The following is an 18586-nucleotide window of genomic DNA, read 5'->3' on the forward strand; positions in this document are numbered from 1 at the left end:
GGGGATCAGTACCAGTGCTTCCGACCGCCGATGGCGTTGCCGGCGCGGCCGAGAAGAGCCAGGACGACTCCGACCACGATGAGGATGACCCCGATCGTGGTGAGGATCGGGATGCTGGCCACCAGGCCGATGATCAGCAGGATCAGTCCGAGGATGATCACGGGGACTCCTTCTGTATGGGTGATGTGACGCAGCGCGCAGGGGAGCGCTGCAACCACACACTCTGACCTGCGCAAACGCAAAGCGCCACTCGGGGAGCGTGGAGCCCGGGAGTGTCGCGGCCCCATCGGCCCCCCGGCGGCCCATCCTCGGCGCCGAAACGCGTCGGAGGCCCGTGAGTCCCGCGGCCGACGAGCGATAGTCTCGTCCCGACGCACAACGAGGTGCGCCCACGCATGCACGACGACCCCGTGAGGATGAAGACCACAAGCATGTCTGCGTCGCTGGAGCAGTCCCGTCAGCAACTCCTGCGTTCCGCTGCGGAGCGCGCTGAGCACGACGGGGGTGAGGTCGAGGAGTTCCTCCGCGCCTACTACCGCCACGTGGCGACCGAGGACCTGCTCGCCCGAGCCCCCGAGGACCTTCTCGGAGCCGCGCTCGCGCACCGCGACCTCGCCAGGAGCCGCCCGGTCGGGACGGCCAAGGTCGACGTGTTCAACCCCGACGTCGCCGAGCAGGGCTGGACGAGCGGTCACACCGTCGTCCAGGTCGTCACCGACGACATGCCGTTCCTCGTCGACTCCGTCACCGCCGAGCTGCAGCGGATGGACCGTGCGGTCCACCTGGTCGTGCACCCGACCATGCGGGTGCGGCGCGACGCCACGGGCGAGCTGGAGCAGGTGCTGCTCGACGGCACGGCCGCCGGGGACGGCGCCGACGCCGGCAGCTTCGGCGAGGTCCGCGAGTCGTGGATGCACCTCGAGGTCGACCGCGACAGCAACGCCGAGGACCTGCAGGCGATCGCCGAGGGCCTGCGCGGCGTGCTGGCCAACGTCCGTGAGGCCGTCGAGGACTGGCCGAAGATGAAGGAGACCTGCTCCGCGCTCGCGGTAGAGCTCGGTGTCAGGCCGCCGCACGGCATACCGGCTGCGGAGGTCGAGCAGGCTCGCGGTCTGCTCGAGTGGCTGGCCGGCAACCACTTCACCTTCCTCGGCTACCGCGAGTACGCCCTGGTGCGGGGCGCCGACGCCGACACCCTCCAGGCGGTCCACGGCACCGGTCTCGGCCTGCTGCGCTACGACCCCACGGGGGAGGGGGTGCTGCTGTCGGAGCAGGCGCGCACCGTCGCGCGGGCGCCGGAGCTGCTCATCATCACCAAGGCCAACTCGCGGGCGACGGTGCACCGCAACACCTACCTCGACTACGTCAGCGTCAAGCAGTTCGACGACGCGGGTGTCGTGACGGGGGAGAAGCGCTTCCTCGGACTGTTCACCTCGAGCGCCTACACCGAGTCGGTGACGCGGGTTCCGGTGCTGCGCGACAAGGTGGCGGCGATCTTCGAGCGCACCGGGTTCCTGCCCGACTCGCACTCGGGCAAGGACCTGCTCGAGGTCCTCGAGAACTACCCGCGCGACGAGCTGTTCCAGGCCGACGAGGAGTCGCTGTACGACAACGCGACCGCCGTCCTGCACCTGCAGGAGCGCCGCAAGACCAAGCTGTTCCTGCGGCGTGACCGGTTCGGCCGGTTCGTCTCGGCGCTGGTCTACATCCCGCGCGACCGCTACAACACCGCGGTCCGCCTGAAGATGGAATCCATTCTCCACCAAGCTTTTCCGGGCGCCACGGTCGACTACACGACTCGGGTCTCGGAGTCCGTCCTGGCCCGTCTCCACTTCGTCGTGCGCGTGCCCTCGGGCGAGTCCATCCCGGCGGTCGACGAGGCCGTCCTCGAGCGCCAGCTCGTCGACGCCACGCGCACGTGGGAGGAGGACCTGTCCGAGGCGGCCCGCGCCGAGCACGGCGAGGAGGCGGCCGCGCGGCTCTCCGGGCTCTACGGCAGGGCCTTCCCCGAGGCCTACAAGGAGGACTTCACCTCCCGGGTCGGTGTCGTCGACATCCGTCACATGGACGCGCTCGAGAACGCCGACTCCACCGGCCTCAACATGTACCAGGAGCCGGGTGCCCCGGCCGGCGAGCGGCGGTTCAAGCTCTACCGCCGCAGCCCCCTGTCGCTGACCCAGGTGCTGCCGATGTTCACCCACATGGGTGTCGAGGTCGTCGACGAGCGCCCCTACGAGGTGTCGCGCGGCGATGGCGTCGACCTGTGGGTCTACGACTTCGGCCTGCGCGTCCGCAACCACAAGGTGTGGTCCGGCGAGGGTGGTCGCGACCGGCTGCGCGAGCTGTTCCAGGACGCGGTCGGGGCAGTGTGGAACGGTCGCGCGGAGTCCGACGGTTTCAACGCACTCGTCCTCGGTGCCGGGCTCACCTGGCGTCAGGTCGTCATCCTGCGCACGGTCGCGAAGTACCTGCGGCAGACCGGGTCGACCTTCTCCCAGGACTACGTCGAGTCGGCGCTCGTGCAGAACCTGCGGCTCGCCGGGCGGCTCGTCGCCCTGTTCGAGGCGCGGTTCGACCCCAGCCGGTATGGCGCCGCGGCCGGAGGGGAGCGCGAAGCTGCCGAGGCCGCGCTGGTCGAGGAGATCACGACCGGGCTCGACGAGGTCAAGTCCCTCGACCACGACCGCATCATCCGCGCGTTCCTCGGCGTCATCCAGGCGACGCTGCGGACGAACTTCTACCAGCGGGACGAGTCCGGGGCCGACAAAACCTACGTCTCGATCAAGCTCAACCCGAAGAAGGTGCCCGACCTGCCCGCCCCGCGGCCGCAGTTCGAGATCTTCGTCTACTCACCGCGCGTCGAGGGCGTGCACCTGCGGTTCGGGCCGGTGGCCCGTGGCGGGTTGCGCTGGTCCGACCGACGTGAGGACTTCCGCACGGAGGTGCTGGGACTCGTCAAGGCGCAGATGGTCAAGAACGCCGTCATCGTCCCCACCGGGTCCAAGGGCGGCTTCTACGCCAAGCAGCTGCCCGACCCGTCGGTCGACCGCGACGCCTGGCTGGCCGAGGGCATCGGCTCCTACAAGGTCTTCATCTCCGGTCTGCTCGACCTCACCGACAACCGCGTCGGCGGCGACATCGTCCCCCCGGCGTCGGTGGTGCGGCACGACGAGGACGACTCCTACCTCGTCGTCGCGGCTGACAAGGGCACGGCCACCTTCTCCGACATCGCCAACGGCGTCGCGCAGTCCTACGGATTCTGGCTCGACGACGCGTTCGCCTCCGGCGGTTCGGCCGGCTACGACCACAAGGCCATGGGCATCACCGCCCGCGGTGCCTGGGAGTCGGTGAAGCGCCACTTCCGCGAGATGGGTGTCGACACCCAGACCCAGGACTTCACGGCCGTCGGCATCGGCGACATGAGTGGTGACGTCTTCGGCAACGGCATGCTGCTGTCGGAGCACATCCGCCTCGTGGCCGCGTTCGACCACCGCCACATCTTCGTCGACCCCACCCCCGTGGCGGCGACGAGCTTCCCCGAGCGCAAGCGGCTGTTCGACCTGCCGCGGTCGTCGTGGGCCGACTACGACGCCTCGCTCATCAGCACCGGTGGCGGCATCTTCGACCGGTCGCTCAAGTCGATCCGGATCACCCCGGAGATGACCGAGGCGCTCGGGCTGGCCAAGGGCACGACCAGCCTGACCCCGGCCGAGCTGATGAAGGCGATCCTCCAGGCACCGGTCGACCTGCTCTGGAACGGCGGCATCGGCACCTATGTCAAGGCGGGCTCCGAGTCGAGCTCCGACATCGGCGACCGGGCCAACGACGCCATCCGCGTCGACGGGAACGCGTTGCGCTGCAAGGTCATCGGCGAGGGCGGCAACCTCGGCCTCTCGCAGCTCGGTCGCATCGAGGCGTCCCTGCACGGGGTGCGTGTCAACACCGACGCGATCGACAACAGCGCCGGGGTCGACACCTCCGACCACGAGGTCAACATCAAGATCCTGCTCACCGACCTCGTGCGCAACGGCGACATGACGCTCAAGCAGCGCAACACCCTGCTCGCGTCGATGACCGACGACGTGGCGCACCAGGTGCTGCGCGACAACTACGAGCAGAACGTCCTGCTGGGCAACGCCCGCGCGCAGGAGCACCCCATGCTTCCCGTGCACCAGCGGCTCATCCACTGGCTCGAGGAGCGTGGCGACCTCGACCGCGCGCTGGAGTTCCTGCCCAGCGACAGCGAGATCGACCGGCGCTTCCAGGACGGCCTGGGCCTGAAGTCCCCCGAGTTCTCGGTGCTCGTGGCCTACGCCAAGCTGGCGCTCAAGGACGACCTGCTGCCGACGGGTCTGCCCGACGACCCGTGGTTCCAGCAGACTCTCACCGACTACTTCCCGGCGGCCCTGCGCGAGCAGTTCGCCGGCGAGCTGGCCGACCACCCGCTGCGCCGCGAGATCATCACCAACTCGGTGGTCAACTCGATGGTCAACCGCGGTGGCATCACCTTCGCCTTCAGGGCGATGGAGGAGACGGGGGCGACGCCGGAGCAGATCGCGCGGGCGTTCGTCGTCTGCCGCGAGATCTTCGACCTGCCGAGCTTCGTGCGCGAGGTGGAGGCGCTGGACAACGTCGTCTCCACCGACGTGCAGAGCCAGCTCTACCTCGAGTTCCGTCGCCTCATCGACCGCTCCATCCGGTGGTTCCTCACGTCGCGTCCCTCGCGGCTCGACGTGGCCGGCGAGGTCGCCCGGTTCGGTGCGGTCGTGCGCGAGTTCGCCCCCAAGGTGCCCGAGATGCTCAAGGGCGCCGAGCTCAAGCGCCTCCAGCGCAACACCGCCAGGCTCGAGAAGCTCGGAGTGCCCGCCGACCTCGCCCTGCGCTCGGCCAGCCTGCTCGACCAGTTCTCGCTGCTCGACATCGTCGACATCGCGACCGACACGGGGGAGGAGCCGGCCGACATCGCCTGCCTCTACTTCGTGCTGTCCGAGAAGTTCGGCATCGACGGGATGCTCACGCGGGTCACGAACCTGCCGCGTGACGACCGCTGGGACGCCTTGGCGCGTGGTGCCCTGCGCGACGACCTGTATGCCGTGCTGGAGAGCCTCGTGCGCTCGGTCATGGACACCTCGACGGTCGGTGGCTCGCCGGGCTCCCGGTACGAGGAGTGGGCGAGGGCCAACGCCGAGTCGCTCACCCGGGCGACGACGGCCCTGTCCGGCATCGAGCGGCTCGACCACCCCAACATCGCTGCCCTGTCCGTCGCCCTGCGCACCCTGCGTTCGGTGATCCGCTCCGGAGCCGCCACCTCGTGACCGCGCGCGTGGTCGGGTTGTGGTGCTTCCCCGTGAAGTCCGCGGGTGGGCAGTCGCTGCCTGCCCTCGACGTCGAGGTCGCGGGTGTCGTCGGCGACCGCGCCTGGGCGGTCCACGACGCCGCGGACAAGCTCGCGTCCGGCAAGCACACCCGCCGCTTCCGGCGGATGGACCCGGTGTTCACGCTCGTGGCGAGCCTCTGCGGGGACGAGACCGTCCTGGTCCTGCCCGACGGCACCGAGCTCGTGGCGGGTGACCCGGCGACGGACGAGTCCCTCAGCCGCCACTTCGGCGAGCCGGTGAGCCTCCAGCGGGAGGGCGACATACCCCACCAGGATGCGGCACCGATCTCCTTGGTGGGCACCGCAACCCTCGCCGAGCTCGGCCGGCACGAGGGTGACGGCAGCCCGGTGGACCCGCGGCACGTGCGCGCCAACCTCGTGGTCGAGACCGAGCAGCCGTATGCGGAGGAGTCCTGGGTGGGCCGCGAGGTGACCATCGGTGGGGTGCGGCTGCGCATCACCGAACCCACGGAGCGCTGCCGGATGGTCGGGATCGCCCAGGTGGACCTGTCCGCCCGTCCGGGGATGCTCAGGGCCGTCGCGGACCACCACGACCTGGTCGCAGGCGTCTACGCCGAGGTCGTCACACCCGGCCGGGTGGCCCTCGGCGACGAGGTCGTCCGCGCCTGACCTAGGCTGCCCGGGTGCCCACGCTGAACGAGGTGCTCCACGCGTCGACCGACCTTGCCCCCGGTGAGGTCGAGTGGCTGCAGCTGCTCGTCGGGGACTGGCAGCTCATCTCGGACCTGTCCTTCGCCGACCTCGTGCTGTGGGTCCCCGGAGGGCTCGAGGGCTGGCTGGCCGTGGCGCACGTGCGCCCGACGACCGGACAGATGGTGTTCTTCGAGGACGTCGTCGGGCGGCGCACGCACCGGGGTCGGCAGTCGCTGCTGGACCAGGCGTACGCCGATCGCCGCATCGTCCGCGAGCGGGACCCGATCTTCCGTGACGACATGCCGGTGCGGGAGGAGGCCATCCCCGTCGTCAAGAACGGCCGGGCGCTGGCGGTCATCACCCGCCACACCAACCTCGCCGCGATGCGCACGCCGAGCCGCCTCGAGCTGACCTACCAGGCCTTGGCCGACGCCCTGGCCCGGATGATCGCTGCGGGGGAGTTCCCCAACGTGTCGGCCCCCACCGGCCAGCGGCGCGGCGCCCCGCGCGTCGGTGACGGCGTGATCCGCCTCGACGTCAACGGCATCGTGTCGTACGCCAGCCCCAACGCCCTCTCCGCCATCCACCGCCTCGGCCACGTCGGCGACGTCATCGGCGAGCTGCTCGCCAAGGTCGTCGCCGACCTGCTGCGCGACGAGTCGCCGGTCGACGAGTCGCTGGCCGTCGTCGTCACCGGTCGTGCCCCGTGGCGCACCGAGGTGAGCTCGCGCGGCTCGAGCGTCTCGATGCGCGCCATACCGCTGACCGAGGGTGGGCAGCGGGTCGGTGCCCTGCTCCTGCTGCGTGACGTCTCCGAGCTGCGCCGCCGTGAGCGCGAGCTCATCACCAAGGACGCGACGATCCGCGAGATCCACCACCGGGTGAAGAACAACCTGCAGACGGTGGCGGCCCTGCTGCGCCTGCAGGCGCGGCGGCTCCCCGAGGGGGAGGCGGGGCGCGTGGCGCTCGAGGAGGCGGTCCGCCGGGTCGGGGTCATCGCGCTCGTGCACGAGACCTTGAGCCAGGGCTTCGACGAGACGGTGGAGTTCGACGACATCGCCGTCCGCGGCCTGCAGGCGATCACCGAGGTGGCCAAGGTCGAGCACCCCATCACGACGAAGGTCGTGGGCTCGTTCGGGATGCTGCGGGCCGAGGACGCCACCGCGATGGCGATGATCCTGTCCGAGCTCGTGCAGAACGCCGTCGAGCACGGGCTCGCCGACGTCACCGACGGCACCGTGTGCGTCGAGGCGCAGCGGTCCACCGACGACCGGGGTGACGAGGTCCTGTCGGTGACGATCACCGACGACGGGGTGGGGCTGCCGCAGGGGTTCAGACCGGGTGCGTCCGGCCTCGGGACGCAGATCGTCGAGTCGCTCGTGCAGGACCTGCGCGGGCGGATCGTGTGGGAGCCGGCCGAGCCGCGCGGGACGCGGGCCAGGTTCGTGGCGCGGCTGCGGCCCCTGGGGCGCGACGGCTCCTAGGCAGACGGCTCGCAGGCAGCAGAAGGAGTGCCCCAGCTCGCGGGATCCGCGACCTGAGGCACTCGGAGAGGGTGGGGCAGGGGGCTGCGTCAGCCGGCGCGGCGAGCGCGAGCGTTACGACGCTTGAGCGCGCGACGCTCGTCCTCGGACATTCCGCCCCAGACGCCGGCGTCCTGGCCGGACTCGATGGCCCACTTGAGGCAGGTGTCGACGACCTCGCAGCGTCGGCAGACAACTTTGGCTTCCTCGATCTGGAGGATGGCTGGGCCGGTGTTCCCGATCGGGAAGAACAGCTCAGGGTCCTCGTCGAGGCAGGCAGCGCGGTCGCGCCAATCCATGAAGATCGTGCTCCTTGTTGTGCAGGGGGAAGTGCGCCGGTCCATGGACCCAGGGATGACGGGCCAGATGGGCACGGCGCGTCATTGCGGGGTGTGCAGGGTCATGCTCCCGGGGGAACAGGGACGACCGGCGAGCCTAGCCGACCCTCGAACCACGGGGGGTGAAAGAGGTGCGACTAGCCATTTTGGGGGGCTGGGCACAGTTCTGCCAACGGGCCGTCTCACGTTTCTGTTCCAGCGTCACAGATCGCGTCGCGTTTGGGCACCCCTGAGCGGAAGTAACCGACGTGTAACGGTGAGGTTTTGGTCACATTGCCTCCGTTGCGTGGGTATGACGCCGTGCCCGACCGTGCTCGGAAACCCGCGGGGCCCCGTTTCGAAGTGCCCGACCCGTGAGACGACGCCGACCGCGAATACCCTGTGGGGGTGAGCGACCAGCCCGGCCCGACCAGCCCTTCCGCCGCCCAGCCGACCCCGCACGGTGACCGCTCGCCGCGCGCCAGGGACGTCTACCGCGACCTGGCGGCCGCCCTGTCCGGCGCCCAGGCCCTGTCGTTGCTGGGGTTCGTCGTCTTCTACCTCTGGGAGCTGGCGCAGGGGGCCGGCAAGGACGCGGTCCTCGTGGTCATGTCGGCGCTGCTGATCCTTGTCTTCGCCGTCGGCATCGGCGCCCTCGCCCGAGGGTGGTGGCGCGGCGACAACTGGCCCAACACCCCGACCGTCGTCTGGAACCTGTTGCTCCTGCCGGTGGCGTGGAGCCTGTTCCAGGCGGGGCGGTGGGTCGTCGCCCTGCTCCTGGCGGTGGTGGCCGTCGTCGGCATCGTCGCGGCGGTCCGCGCGGACACGTCGGAGGCCTCGGACGGTTCCGACGCTGCCGGCGCCCGACCACCCACCCCTGGCTGAGGGGGTTGGACGCTACGTCACTGATCGCGCCACGCGATCAGTGACGTAGCGTCCGACGCCTCATCCCCAGCCCCTGGTGGAGGAGATCTCCGGGGCGGCGGGCTCAGGCCGACGTGATGCGCAGCATGGTGCGGTCGGTGTGGCCGCGGCGCATGATCTTCTCGATCGTCATGACGATGCGGTACTCGATCCCGTACTTGGGCCTGAGCACCGTGTCGAGCCTCCGCATCGCCTCGGGTCCCTGGACGATCTCGGCCACGGCAGCGACCGTGGGTGCCCCGTCCTCGACGGTGCCTCGCCGGGAGCACGGCTGGAGCTCGACACGGGTGTTGTTGCGCAGCCGTTTGACCTTGCCGCTCCCGCTGGGGGTGGTCACGACGAGGGCGTCGCCCTCCCTCCCGATCCACACCGGGGTCGAGACGCCGACGCCGGTCTTGCGGAACGTCGTCAGGGACACGAACTTCTCTTCGCCGAGGGCGTCGAGGGTGGGGGCAGTGGTCATGTCGCGACGCTACCCCGGTGCACCAGGGCCAGCGAGCGGGGCAGCCGCCGGGCCGTCGACGGCCCCGGTGCCAGGCCGGGCGACCTGCACAGGGCTGGCAGATCCCCGCCGCACCAGGTGACCTCGCCCCGGCCGGGCCCGGCGGTCCACGGGGACCCGCAACCCGAAGAGGTCCGCCTCCGCCGAGGATGCGGGGCCGAGGAGGAGACCCGTGCGGTGGCGTGCGACCTCGAGCGCCGCGCCGCGGTACATGGAGGACAGGGTGCTCGCGGCGGCGCCCACGACCAGGAGCCCCTGGTCACGGTCGGCTAGGTGGGAGACCTCGCGCAGGACCGCCTCGACGGGCTGGTCCAGCAGCGCGTCGACGTCGTCGGCCAGCACCACCAGCGAGGGAGCCCGCCGACGGGCCTCGACGAGACCGCCGCCGTCGGTGCCGTCGGACCAGCTGAGGACGGCCGGCTCGGCGCGCAGCACCTCCAGCGGGCCACCCCGCGGTGCGACGACCGCGACGGGTCGGCCGGCTGCGAGGTGCCGGCGAGCGAGGAGGAGCAGCGCGCTGGACACACCGGAGGCGGCGGGGCCCGTGACCAGCCAGCGTCGTCCGTCCTGCCGCGGGTCGAGCCCCAGCACGGTCGACTCGTCGCCCCCGATCCCGACGGGCACGATGCCGGCCGGGTACGGCGGCCGGTCCGGGTGCGGCCGGAGCTCCTCCTCATGCACCTCCAGGGGCAGCTCGTCCACCCGAAGGGGCGACCGCCCCGGCAGGTCGGTCGTCGGCGGACTGGTCGTCGGCGGGCCTTCCTCGTTGCGCGGCTCCGGCGGCAGGGCGAGCTGGACCTCGTTCCCCTCCATGGTGAGTCCCCGCCCGGGGCAGGTGAGGGCAGCGACCCGGCCCGGCGGCATACCGAGCAGGACCGCGTCCGTGGGATCGGCCAGGCGCAGCACGACGCGTCGGGTGACGGTGCCGGCCACCCGGCCCAGGAGGAGGGAGCGGCCGCCTGCGACGACCGCGGTGAGGCCGACTCCCTGCCCGTCCTGCAGGAGAGCGAGGAGCTGGTCGGTGAGGGTGCTGAGGGCGAGGTCGTCGGTCCGGCCGGCGACGAGGTCCCAGTCGTCGACGAGCAGGAGCATCGGCGGCAGGGCGGTCCCGTCGCCGCGGGCCAGGGCGGCACGGCGTTCGGCGACCTCGGTGGCGAGTCGCGAGACCAGTCGTTCGACCCGCCTGGGGTCGGTCCAGTCGACGACGGCACCCACCTGTGGCAGGGCCGACAGGGCGGCCAAGCCGCCACCGAGGGCGTAGACGTGCAGCGACGCGGCGTCGCGTTGGTTGCAGCAGGCCACGGCATGGGTGAGCAGGGCGGTGGTCCGGCCACTGCCCGGTCCGCCGACGACGGCCCAGTGACCGCGGGCGCGCAGGTCGAACGCCAACATCTCGCGCGACTGGCGTTCCGGCACGTCCACCAGCCCGAGGTGTGCGGTGAACGGGTCGTCGGTGGCGTCGAGGTCTGCGTGGGGAAGCTCGACGGGGAGGGGCGGCAGCCAGGCGGGGCTGGCCGCGACGAAGCCGCCCGCAGCCGTGGCCTGCCGCACGGTGTCGACGATGACGCCGAGCTCGGTGCGCGTCGCGGGACCCGTGCGCGGCTGTGCGGGAGGGTCGGCGCTCCACGCCCGGACGCGGACCGGTGTCGCCCGTGGCTGTGGAACCAGGGCGCCCACGTGCGCGGACTGGAACTCGACCAGGCCCGAACCGCCGACGCGGGCGTAGGCGCGGCCCGGCGTCGAAGGGGGCAGGGCAGCAGCCGCAGGGCTGTCGACGACGTCCTCGGAGTCGAGACGGTCACGCATGCGCAGAGCGATGCGGAGGTTGACGTTGGCCTTGATGTCGGCGGTGACCACACCCGCGGGGCGTTGGGTGGCGAGGACGAGGTGGATGCCCAGGGACCGGCCGAGGGCTGCAAGGTGGACCAGGCCGTCGACGAAGGCGGGGAGCTCGTCGGCGAGGGCTCGGAACTCGTCGACCACCACGACGAGCCGGGCCAACGGCAATGCCGCTCCTGCTGGACTCGCTTGGTACGCAACGAGATCGGCAACACCGGCAGCTCGCAGGATGCGTTCGCGGCGCGTCACCTCGGCAGTGAGCGACGTCAGTGCGCGGGCGGCCAGCTGGTCATCGAGGTCCGTGACGACGCCGGACACGTGGGGTAGGTCCGCGCACTCCCGGAAGGCCGCCCCGCCCTTGTAGTCGACCAGGACGAAGGACAGGTGCTGGGGCGCGTTGTGCAGGGCGAGGCTCGCGACCAGGGTCCTCAGCAGCTCCGACTTGCCCGCCCCCGTGGTGCCCCCGACGAGGACGTGGGGTCCGTCGGCGGCGAGGTCGATCGAGAAGACCCCGGAGCTGCTCGCCCCGATCGGCACCCTCGTGCGGTGCGGGTGGTCGTGCCAACGCCGTGCCAGGTCGGCGCCGTCCTCGCCCGCAGGTCGGTCACGGGCCAGCAGGCCGACGTTCGTGGGCAGGGCAGCCCGCCCGTCCGCCGGTGTGGCGTCACGCAGGGGAGCCAACGACCGGGCGAGCCGGTGCGGCCACCCGGGCCCGACGCCGTCCACGACGAGGTCGTGGTGCCGGTGGTCGGTGAGCGAGAGCGTGGGTGCGCCGTTGCCGGAGAGCTCGAGGACGGCACCGGCCTCGTTCGGCAGCTCACGGAGGTCCGAGCCCAGGGCCAGGGTGAGGACGCCGGCCCGTGGTCCGTCGGCGAGAACGGTCGCGAGGTCGGTCAGCTCCCGGGCCCCGACCATCGCGTCGACCACGACGACGGTGGTGGGGCCGTCCCACCGACCGGGCCGGCGGTCGGCACGGCGTAGACGGACGGTGGCTGCCAGGTCGGCGAGGGTGGTGTCGGTGTTGTCAGGCGACCCCCCTCGTCGGGAGCTGTTGTGGCAGTGCGGGATCCGGGTCACCCACTCCCAGGTCGCCCGTTCCGGGGTGTCGGCAAGGATGACGACCTCCAGGTCGGAGGGCGAGTGCATCGTCACCAGCTGGCCCACCAGCGACCGTGCACTGGCGAGGACGGCCGCTCGCTGACCGCAGAGCCCGAGAACGCCGACGTCGACGAGGGAGACGACGCACGGGACGTCCCGGAGGTGCGGCTGCACCAGGTCCCCGGCCGGTTCGCCACCGGACGTGAGGCGCAGCGAGGCATCGCGACCACACCGACCGACCGCGACGGTCCACGCGTCGTCGTCGCCGCGACGCCGCTCCCAGATCCGCTCCGTGGGTCCGGAGGCGATCCCCAGGATCGTGGCGGGGTCGGGGAAGGTGCAGTGGAGCGTGCTTGCCTCTGTGCGGCAGGTGGCCTCGATCCGTTCGCGCACGACCCGGAGCGCAGCGTCGTGCGCCGCCCGCTCACCGGCATACGTGCGGCGGGCGCCCCAGCGGTCGCTCAGCGCGGTGCCGACCATGAGCACCGGACCCATCAGGGCGAAGGCGAGCATGGTCGGGCCCACCACGACGGCGAGGACGCCGGCGACGGGTACCGGCAGGAGGACGGCGACCCATGGCACGCGGGCGCGCCGCGGGGGTGGGGGCGGGGTCGGCAGGGCGATCGTCGGTGTCGGCGCAGGGTCGACGACGCGGGGGCGGCGGTTGACGGCCACGGTGCCCTCGCCGGTCGCCCTCGTGGAGGCGGGGACCGCGCCGGTGTGGCGCAGGGCCACCACGGTGTCTCCGAGGTGGATGACGCTCGCCGTGGTGACGGGGACAGGCTGGTCGCCGACGAGCGTGCCGTCGACCCGGGAACCGTTGGTCGACCCCAGGTCCCGCAGGGTGACGCCGGACGCGTCGACACGGATCTCGGTGTGCAGCCTCGAGAGGCTGGGGTCAGCGATCTCGATGGTGGCCTCGGTGGACCGGCCGAGGGTGTGTCGTCCCGGCTGCAGGTCGAGGGTGCGCCCGCACTCGGGGCCGTGCGTGATGGCGAGGACGACCGTGGATCGGGAAGGCCGGCGAGAGCCATTGTCCTGCAACAGATGTGGAGGTTGCAGGGTGACTTCGGCTCCGTCGAGCAACGGCGGCTGTCCCACGACGGCCCCGGGCGCCACCACCCGGCCGGCAACGGCCAGGGACGGTGGCTCGGCCGTCGTGGCGGCCCGAGGTGCGAGGTGGTCGACCAGGGCATCGACGAGATCGGCCGCGGTGGAGCCGGTGACTGCGTCGACCTCCACCTCCACCGTGGCGAACCCGGCGGAGGCACCCGGGGCGCGGTGCGTGACGGTCAGCCGCAGGTGCATCTGCCGGACGCTAGGTCGTCGCCGTGTCCGTTGCGGCCGGTTATCCACCCTTGTGGATTCAGCGGGACGGCGGTGGGCGGTTCGCCCTATTATGCGGCAGACACACCGGGCTCGCGTCCGTGGCGGGGGCCACTGCGGGCACAGACGGCAGCTCGAGGGGGAGGTGACGATGGACGCGGTCCTGACCGTGGAGTCCGAGGTGCGCGAACTGATCCGGCGCTCCGGACTCGACCCCGCGCGCGACACCAAGGAGCTCACCCGACTGGTGCGTGATGCCGTGGCGGACTACGACGAACGCTCGCTGCACGGCGGACTGCCCAGCCTGCCGAACGTCGAGGACGCCGTGAAGTCCGTGATCGACGCGGTCGCCGGGTTCGGCCCGCTCCAGCAGTACTTCGACGATCCCGAGGTCGAGGAGATCTGGATCAACGAGCCGTCCAAGGTGTTCGTCGCCCGCGGTGGGGTGGCCGAGCTGACGACGACGTTCCTCACGGCCGACGGCGTCCGCGACCTCGTCGAACGCATGCTCAAGACCAGCGGGCGCCGGGTCGACCTCTCCAGCCCCTTCGTCGACGCGGTGCTCCCGGACGGCTCCCGGCTGCACGTCGTCATCCCCGACATCACGAGGTCGCACTGGAACGTGAACATCCGCAAGTTCGTCGTCCGGGCCTCGCACCTCGACGACCTCGTGGCGCTGGGCACCCTCACCCCCCAGGCCGCGACCTTCCTGGGTGCCGCCGTCGCCGCCGGGTTGAACATCCTCGTCGCCGGCGGAACGCAGGCAGGCAAGACGACCCTGCTGAACTGCCTCAGCTCCGCGATCCCTGCGCGCGAGCGGGTGGTCACGTGCGAGGAGGTCTTCGAGCTGAAGATCCCCCTGCGGGACGTCGCGTCCATGCAGTGCCGCCAGCCGAGCCTCGAGGGCACTGGCGAGATCCCGTTGCGACGTCTGGTGAAGGAAGCCCTTCGTATGCGGCCCTCACGCATCATCGTGGGCGAGGTGCGGCAGGCCGAGAGCCTCGACCTCCTCATCGCCCTCAACAGCGGCCTGCCCGGGATGTGCACCATCCACGCCAACAGCGCCCGGGAGGCGATCACGAAGATGTGCACGCTGCCGCTGCTGGCCGGCGAGAACGTCGGCAGCCGCTTCGTGGTCCCCACCGTCGCCGGATCCATCGACATCGTCATCCACGCCGCACTGGAGCACGACGGGGTGCGACGGGTCCGGGAGATCGTGGCGGTCCCGGGACGGGTCGAGGCCGACGTCGTCGAGGTCGCCGACCTCTTCGTCCAGCGCGAAGGAGTGCTGCGCCGGGCCGAAGGGTTCCCGCCGCACCCGGAGCGGTTCCGCCGGGCGGGGTTCGATGTCGCCGCGCTCCTGGCGCAGGGCTGAGGACGGCGTCGTGGACGGGTTGCGCGCGCTGGTGAGCGGGGTCGGGGGCAGCGCCACCGGCACCCTGCTCGGGCTGGTGCTGGGCTGTGGTCTGTTCTGCATCTGGTGGTCGGCCTGGGTCCCGGCTCCTCGAGCGGTGGCAACGCCTCGGGTGACCGTGTCGGACCGGCTGCGCGACGAGCTCGTGCAGGCCGGTTACGACTCGGTGGGACCGCGGAGCCTGGTCAGCGCCTGCGCCATCGCGTTCACCCTCGTGGTGCTGCTCGTGGCCGCGACCACCGGGGTGGCCCCCGTGGCGCTCTGCTTCGCAGCCATGGCCGGGTACGCCCCGATCGCCCTGGTGCGGATGCGGGCACGCCGTCGGCGCGCGAGCCTGCGCGAGCTGTGGCCGGACGCCGTCGACAACATCGCGTCGGCGGTTCGTGCCGGGATGGCGCTGCCCGAGGCGCTGAGCCAGCTGGGTCGGCGTGGACCGGAGGAGCTGCGACCGGCCTTTCGCGCGTTCGCCGAGGACTACCGCACGACCGGCCGGTTCCAGGAGAGCCTGGACCTGCTGAAGGTCCGGTTGAGCGACCCGGTGGGGGACCGGCTGGTCGAGTCGTTGCGCATCGCACGCGAGGTCGGCGGCAGTGACCTCGGTCGGTTGCTGCGGACGCTGTCCACGTTCCTGCGTGAGGACAGCCGGACCCGCGCCGAGCTCGAGACCCGCCAGGGGTGGACGGTGAACGCGGCCCGGCTCGCCGTCGCTGCGCCGTGGATCGTCCTGGCGATGCTGTGCACCCGACCCGAGTCGATCCAGGCCTACGCCAGCCCCACCGGCACGGGTGTGCTGCTCGTCGGTGCTGCCATCTCGGTCGCCGCCTACCGCATCATGATCCACATCGGACGACTGCCCGAGGACGAACGGGTGCTGCGATGACGAATCCCGTTGCGGGCGTCGAGATCTCGCTCCCCGGGGCACTGCTGGGGCTGGGCGCCGGCGTGGGCCTGCTGCTCGCGTGGGCGGGCCTGCCCCGCCGCCGCCGGGCCACGCTCGAGGACCGCCTGCTCCCGTACCTGCGCGACGCGCCCCGACCGTCGCGGCTCCTCGCGGGGCGACCGGGCTCGGGTGCCGGCGTCCTCGGGGTGCTCGCCCGGCCCCTTGTTGCCGACCTGGCGCGACGCATCGAGCGGGTGCTGGGCGGCTCGGCCTCCGTGCGACGCCGCCTGTTGCGGGCGGGGCGACCGGCCGACGTCGAGCGGTTCCGGGCGGAGCAGGTGCTCTGGGGTGCGGCCGGCCTCGTCGTGGGGTTGGTCCTGGGGGTCAGCCTGTGGCTGGGCAACGGCGGCTCCGTCGGACCGGCCGTGATCGTGACCCTGTGTGGCGCAGGGGTCGGGGTCGTCGCACGGGACCAGTGGCTCAGCCGTGAGGCGAACCGCCGCGAGGAGAGGATGCTCGCCGAGTTCCCCACCATCGCCGAGCTCCTCGCGCTGGCGGTCGGTGCGGGTGAGGGCGCCGTCGGTGCGCTCGAGCGCGTCTGCCGCCTCTCGCACGGTGAGCTGTCCCACGAGCTCGGCCGCTGCCTTGCCGACGCGCGGGCTGGCGCCAACCTGCCCACCGCCCTGCAGGGTCTGGCCGACCGCACCGGACTCGTCAGCCTGGCCCGTTTCGTCGACGGCATGATCATCGCCGTCGAGCGGGGCACGCCGCTGGCCGACGTGCTGCGGGCCCAGGCCCAGGACGTCCGGGAGACCGGTCGCCGGGCGGTGATGGAGGCCGGGGGCAAGAAGGAGATCGCGATGATGGTTCCGGTCGTCTTCCTCGTCCTACCCGTCACCGTGCTCTTCGCCATCTACCCCGGCTTCTCGTTCCTGCGGTTCTCCATCTGATGGCTCGACGAAAGGTAGACCCATGACGATCCTGACCAAGGCGCTGACCCGGGCGCAGTACGCGCTCCATGGTGCTGCGCGCCGCGACGAACGCGGTGACGTTCCGGGCTGGGTGATGATCACGCTGATGACCGCGGGCCTCGTGGCGGTGCTCTGGACCGTCGCCGACGACCAGCTGCGGGCGTTGTTCAACCGGGCCATGGGCACCGTCTCCGGCCCCTGACGCATGGCGATCAGCGACCGCCGGGGGGTCCGACGACCGCGCGAGTCAGGTGCTGCGGTCGCGGACTTCGCCATGGTGTCCGCGCTCGTGACGCTGCTCTTCGTCGCCGTGTTCCAGCTGGGTCTCGCGCTGCACATCCGCAACACCCTGATCTCCTGCGCCTCGGAGGGCGCGCGGCTCGGGGCGCGCGCGGGCGCCACGCCCGAGGAGGGTGCCCAGCGGACCCGCGACCTCGTCCGGACCTCGCTGTCTCCACGGTTCGCCGGCGACGTCACCGTGAGCACCACCGAGGTGGGCGGCGTCCGGGTCGTGGTGGTGCGGGTGCGGGCCCCGCTGCCCGTCCTCGGTCCGCTCGGGCCCGACCGGAGCCTCGACGTCGTGGGCCGCGCCTTCCTGGAGTCCCAGTGATCCGACGGCTCAGGCGAGAGGTGGACAGGCTGCGCCACCGAGGCGAGCGCGGCAGTGCCGTGGTGGAGTTCGTCGTCCTGGGCGTGCTGATGCTGGTGCCGCTCATCTACCTCGTCATGACGATGGCGCGCCTCCAGGCCGGGGCGTATGCAGCGTCGACGGCTGCTCGCGAGGCCGGCCGCGGCTACGTCACAGCGACCTCGCAGGAGGCTGCCGAGCCGCGCGCCCTGGCTGCGGCGCGAATCGCCTTCGAGGACCAAGGTTTCGACGAGGCGGAGGGAGCGTTGTCGATGGACTGTGACGGCGATCCGTGCCTGCGGCCCGAGGGACGGATCGAGGTGGTCGCGACGGTGACGGTGCCGTTGCCGTTCGTCCCGGCGTTCGCACGTGACGTCGTCCCCCTCGAGGTCCCGGTCTCGGCCAGCCATGTCGCGGTGGTCGACCGCTTCCGGACCCGTCCGTGAGCAGCGTCGACATCCGTCGCGCCCTCGCCCGCCGTGGCGAACAGGGTCAGGTCAGCATCCTCATCCTCGGCTACACCGTCGTGGCGATCCTGCTCGTCGTCGGCACGATCGCCGTCACCTCGGCCCAGCTGTCCCGGATGCGCCTGCTCGATGCCGCCGACGGGGCCGCCCTCGACGCCGCGGACTCCCTCGACCTCGGCGCCTACCAGGACGGCATCGGCACGGCGGTTCCCGTCAGCGACGCCACGGTGGCTGCCACGGCGGAGCACTACCTCGCGGCGCGGCCGCTCCCGGTCGGGATGAGCTCCTGGGGGGTGACGAGGGGCACCGGCAGCCCGGACGGTCGGACGGCAGTGGTCCGGCTGACGGGGGAGGCGGACCTGCCCCTGGTGGGCGGGTTGCTCGACGCGTTGGGGGGTTCGGTGACCATCACGGTCGAGTCCCGGGCCCGGTCGGTCGTCCGGTAGGGCGGGAGGGGAGGGCAGGGGTGTGTGGCGGCTACGTCACTGATCGCGGAGCGCGATCAGTGACGTAGCGGCGTCGAAAGGGTGGACCGGGACTGGGCGGTGTCGAGGTCGGCGCCGGCCTGCTCGAAGATGGCCTCACCCCGAGCGCGTGACGATCCGCGACACCGGCGCCGCGCGTCCACGGGCGACGGCCGTCCGGAATGACGGTGTTTGTGGCGGC

At 71.8% G+C, this 18586-nt stretch carries 15 protein-coding genes; 11 read left to right on the forward strand and 4 right to left on the reverse strand.

All coding sequences use genetic code 11. The annotated features are described in order from the left end of the window. Window positions 1–5: 5 nt before the first annotated feature. On the reverse strand, window positions 6–161 hold the full coding sequence (locus tag ASC58_RS21355) for a DUF6131 family protein (RefSeq protein ID WP_164488421.1): 156 nt from the start codon (window positions 159–161) through the stop codon (window positions 6–8). A gap of 270 nt (window positions 162–431) precedes the next feature. On the opposite strand from ASC58_RS21355, the gene ASC58_RS06835 reads away from it, so the two are divergent. The 3 genes from ASC58_RS06835 to ASC58_RS06845 are packed head-to-tail and all read left to right on the forward strand — an operon-like array spanning window position 432 to window position 7515. Beyond that, on the forward strand, window positions 432–5315 hold the full coding sequence (locus tag ASC58_RS06835) for an NAD-glutamate dehydrogenase (RefSeq protein ID WP_056918871.1): 4884 nt from the start codon (window positions 432–434) through the stop codon (window positions 5313–5315). Next, entirely contained in the window at window positions 5312–6007 is a 696-nt protein-coding gene (locus ASC58_RS06840; RefSeq protein WP_056918776.1) for an MOSC domain-containing protein, read from the forward strand. The genes ASC58_RS06835 and ASC58_RS06840 overlap by 4 nt, the downstream gene beginning before the upstream one ends. Window positions 6008–6021: 14 nt before the next feature. After that, window positions 6022–7515: a sensor histidine kinase gene (locus tag ASC58_RS06845; RefSeq protein WP_056916953.1), complete on the forward strand. Its 1494-nt coding sequence runs from the start codon at window positions 6022–6024 to the stop codon at window positions 7513–7515. 89 nt (window positions 7516–7604) lie between these two features. Here the strand turns inward: ASC58_RS06845 and ASC58_RS06850 are convergent, their stop codons facing one another. Beyond that, a complete protein-coding gene (locus tag ASC58_RS06850) occupies window positions 7605–7853 on the reverse strand; it encodes a WhiB family transcriptional regulator (RefSeq protein ID WP_056916954.1) in 249 nt (82 codons plus the stop codon). Between the two features lie 426 nt (window positions 7854–8279). On the opposite strand from ASC58_RS06850, the gene ASC58_RS06855 reads away from it, so the two are divergent. Beyond that, complete coding sequence (locus tag ASC58_RS06855) at window positions 8280–8756, forward strand: hypothetical protein (protein ID WP_200947749.1); 477 nt, start codon at window positions 8280–8282, stop codon at window positions 8754–8756. Between the two features lie 103 nt (window positions 8757–8859). Here ASC58_RS06855 and ASC58_RS06860 read toward each other — a convergent pair whose 3' ends face one another. Then, entirely contained in the window at window positions 8860–9258 is a 399-nt protein-coding gene (locus ASC58_RS06860) for a PPOX class F420-dependent oxidoreductase (protein WP_056918777.1), read from the reverse strand. A 9-nt stretch (window positions 9259–9267) separates the two neighbouring features. Then, window positions 9268–13542 carry an FtsK/SpoIIIE domain-containing protein gene (locus tag ASC58_RS06865; protein ID WP_056918778.1) on the reverse strand — a complete coding sequence of 1425 codons (4275 nt, stop codon included), beginning with the start codon at window positions 13540–13542 and terminating at the stop codon, window positions 9268–9270. A gap of 169 nt (window positions 13543–13711) precedes the next feature. Between ASC58_RS06865 and ASC58_RS06870 the strand changes: the two genes are divergently transcribed. Genes ASC58_RS06870 through ASC58_RS06900 form a run of 7 tightly spaced genes read left to right on the forward strand, consistent with a single transcriptional unit; the run spans window position 13712 to window position 18366 of the window. Continuing rightward, window positions 13712–14935: a CpaF family protein gene (locus tag ASC58_RS06870; RefSeq protein ID WP_056916957.1), complete on the forward strand. Its 1224-nt coding sequence runs from the start codon at window positions 13712–13714 to the stop codon at window positions 14933–14935. A 10-nt stretch (window positions 14936–14945) separates the two neighbouring features. Continuing rightward, window positions 14946–15854, forward strand: a complete 909-nt coding sequence (locus ASC58_RS06875; protein ID WP_235529126.1) for a type II secretion system F family protein — start codon at window positions 14946–14948, stop codon at window positions 15852–15854. After that, complete coding sequence (locus ASC58_RS06880; RefSeq protein WP_056916958.1) at window positions 15851–16804, forward strand: type II secretion system F family protein; 954 nt, start codon at window positions 15851–15853, stop codon at window positions 16802–16804. Before ASC58_RS06875 ends, ASC58_RS06880 begins: the two co-directional genes overlap by 4 nt. A gap of 22 nt (window positions 16805–16826) precedes the next feature. Beyond that, window positions 16827–17027, forward strand: coding sequence for a hypothetical protein (locus ASC58_RS06885; protein ID WP_056916959.1), 201 nt, complete (start codon window positions 16827–16829; stop codon window positions 17025–17027). Window positions 17028–17030: 3 nt separating this feature from the next. Then, window positions 17031–17435 carry a TadE family protein gene (locus tag ASC58_RS06890; protein ID WP_082553033.1) on the forward strand — a complete coding sequence of 135 codons (405 nt, stop codon included), beginning with the start codon at window positions 17031–17033 and terminating at the stop codon, window positions 17433–17435. 20 nt (window positions 17436–17455) lie between these two features. After that, entirely contained in the window at window positions 17456–17899 is a 444-nt protein-coding gene (locus tag ASC58_RS06895; RefSeq protein WP_157581523.1) for a pilus assembly protein, read from the forward strand. Then, window positions 17896–18366, forward strand: a complete 471-nt coding sequence (locus ASC58_RS06900) for a pilus assembly protein TadG-related protein (protein WP_056916960.1) — start codon at window positions 17896–17898, stop codon at window positions 18364–18366. The genes ASC58_RS06895 and ASC58_RS06900 overlap by 4 nt, the downstream gene beginning before the upstream one ends. Window positions 18367–18586 lie beyond the last annotated feature (220 nt).

This window comes from Phycicoccus sp. Root101, assembly GCF_001426245.1.
In the GTDB taxonomy this organism is placed as follows: domain Bacteria; phylum Actinomycetota; class Actinomycetes; order Actinomycetales; family Dermatophilaceae; genus Pedococcus.

Excerpts from the sequence above, each read along its gene's own strand:
- ASC58_RS06890 (WP_082553033.1), top strand. The coding sequence starts at position 17,031 with ATGGCGATCAGCGACCGCCGGGGGGTCCGACGACCGCGCGAGTCAGGT.
- ASC58_RS06865 (WP_056918778.1), bottom strand. The coding sequence starts at position 13,542 with ATGCACCTGCGGCTGACCGTCACGCACCGCGCCCCGGGTGCCTCCGCC.
- ASC58_RS06860 (WP_056918777.1), bottom strand. The coding sequence starts at position 9,258 with ATGACCACTGCCCCCACCCTCGACGCCCTCGGCGAAGAGAAGTTCGTG.
- ASC58_RS06885 (WP_056916959.1), top strand. The coding sequence starts at position 16,827 with ATGACGATCCTGACCAAGGCGCTGACCCGGGCGCAGTACGCGCTCCAT.
- ASC58_RS06870 (WP_056916957.1), top strand. The coding sequence starts at position 13,712 with ATGGACGCGGTCCTGACCGTGGAGTCCGAGGTGCGCGAACTGATCCGG.
- ASC58_RS06835 (WP_056918871.1), top strand. The coding sequence starts at position 432 with ATGTCTGCGTCGCTGGAGCAGTCCCGTCAGCAACTCCTGCGTTCCGCT.
- ASC58_RS06850 (WP_056916954.1), bottom strand. The coding sequence starts at position 7,853 with ATGGATTGGCGCGACCGCGCTGCCTGCCTCGACGAGGACCCTGAGCTG.
- ASC58_RS06880 (WP_056916958.1), top strand. The coding sequence starts at position 15,851 with ATGACGAATCCCGTTGCGGGCGTCGAGATCTCGCTCCCCGGGGCACTG.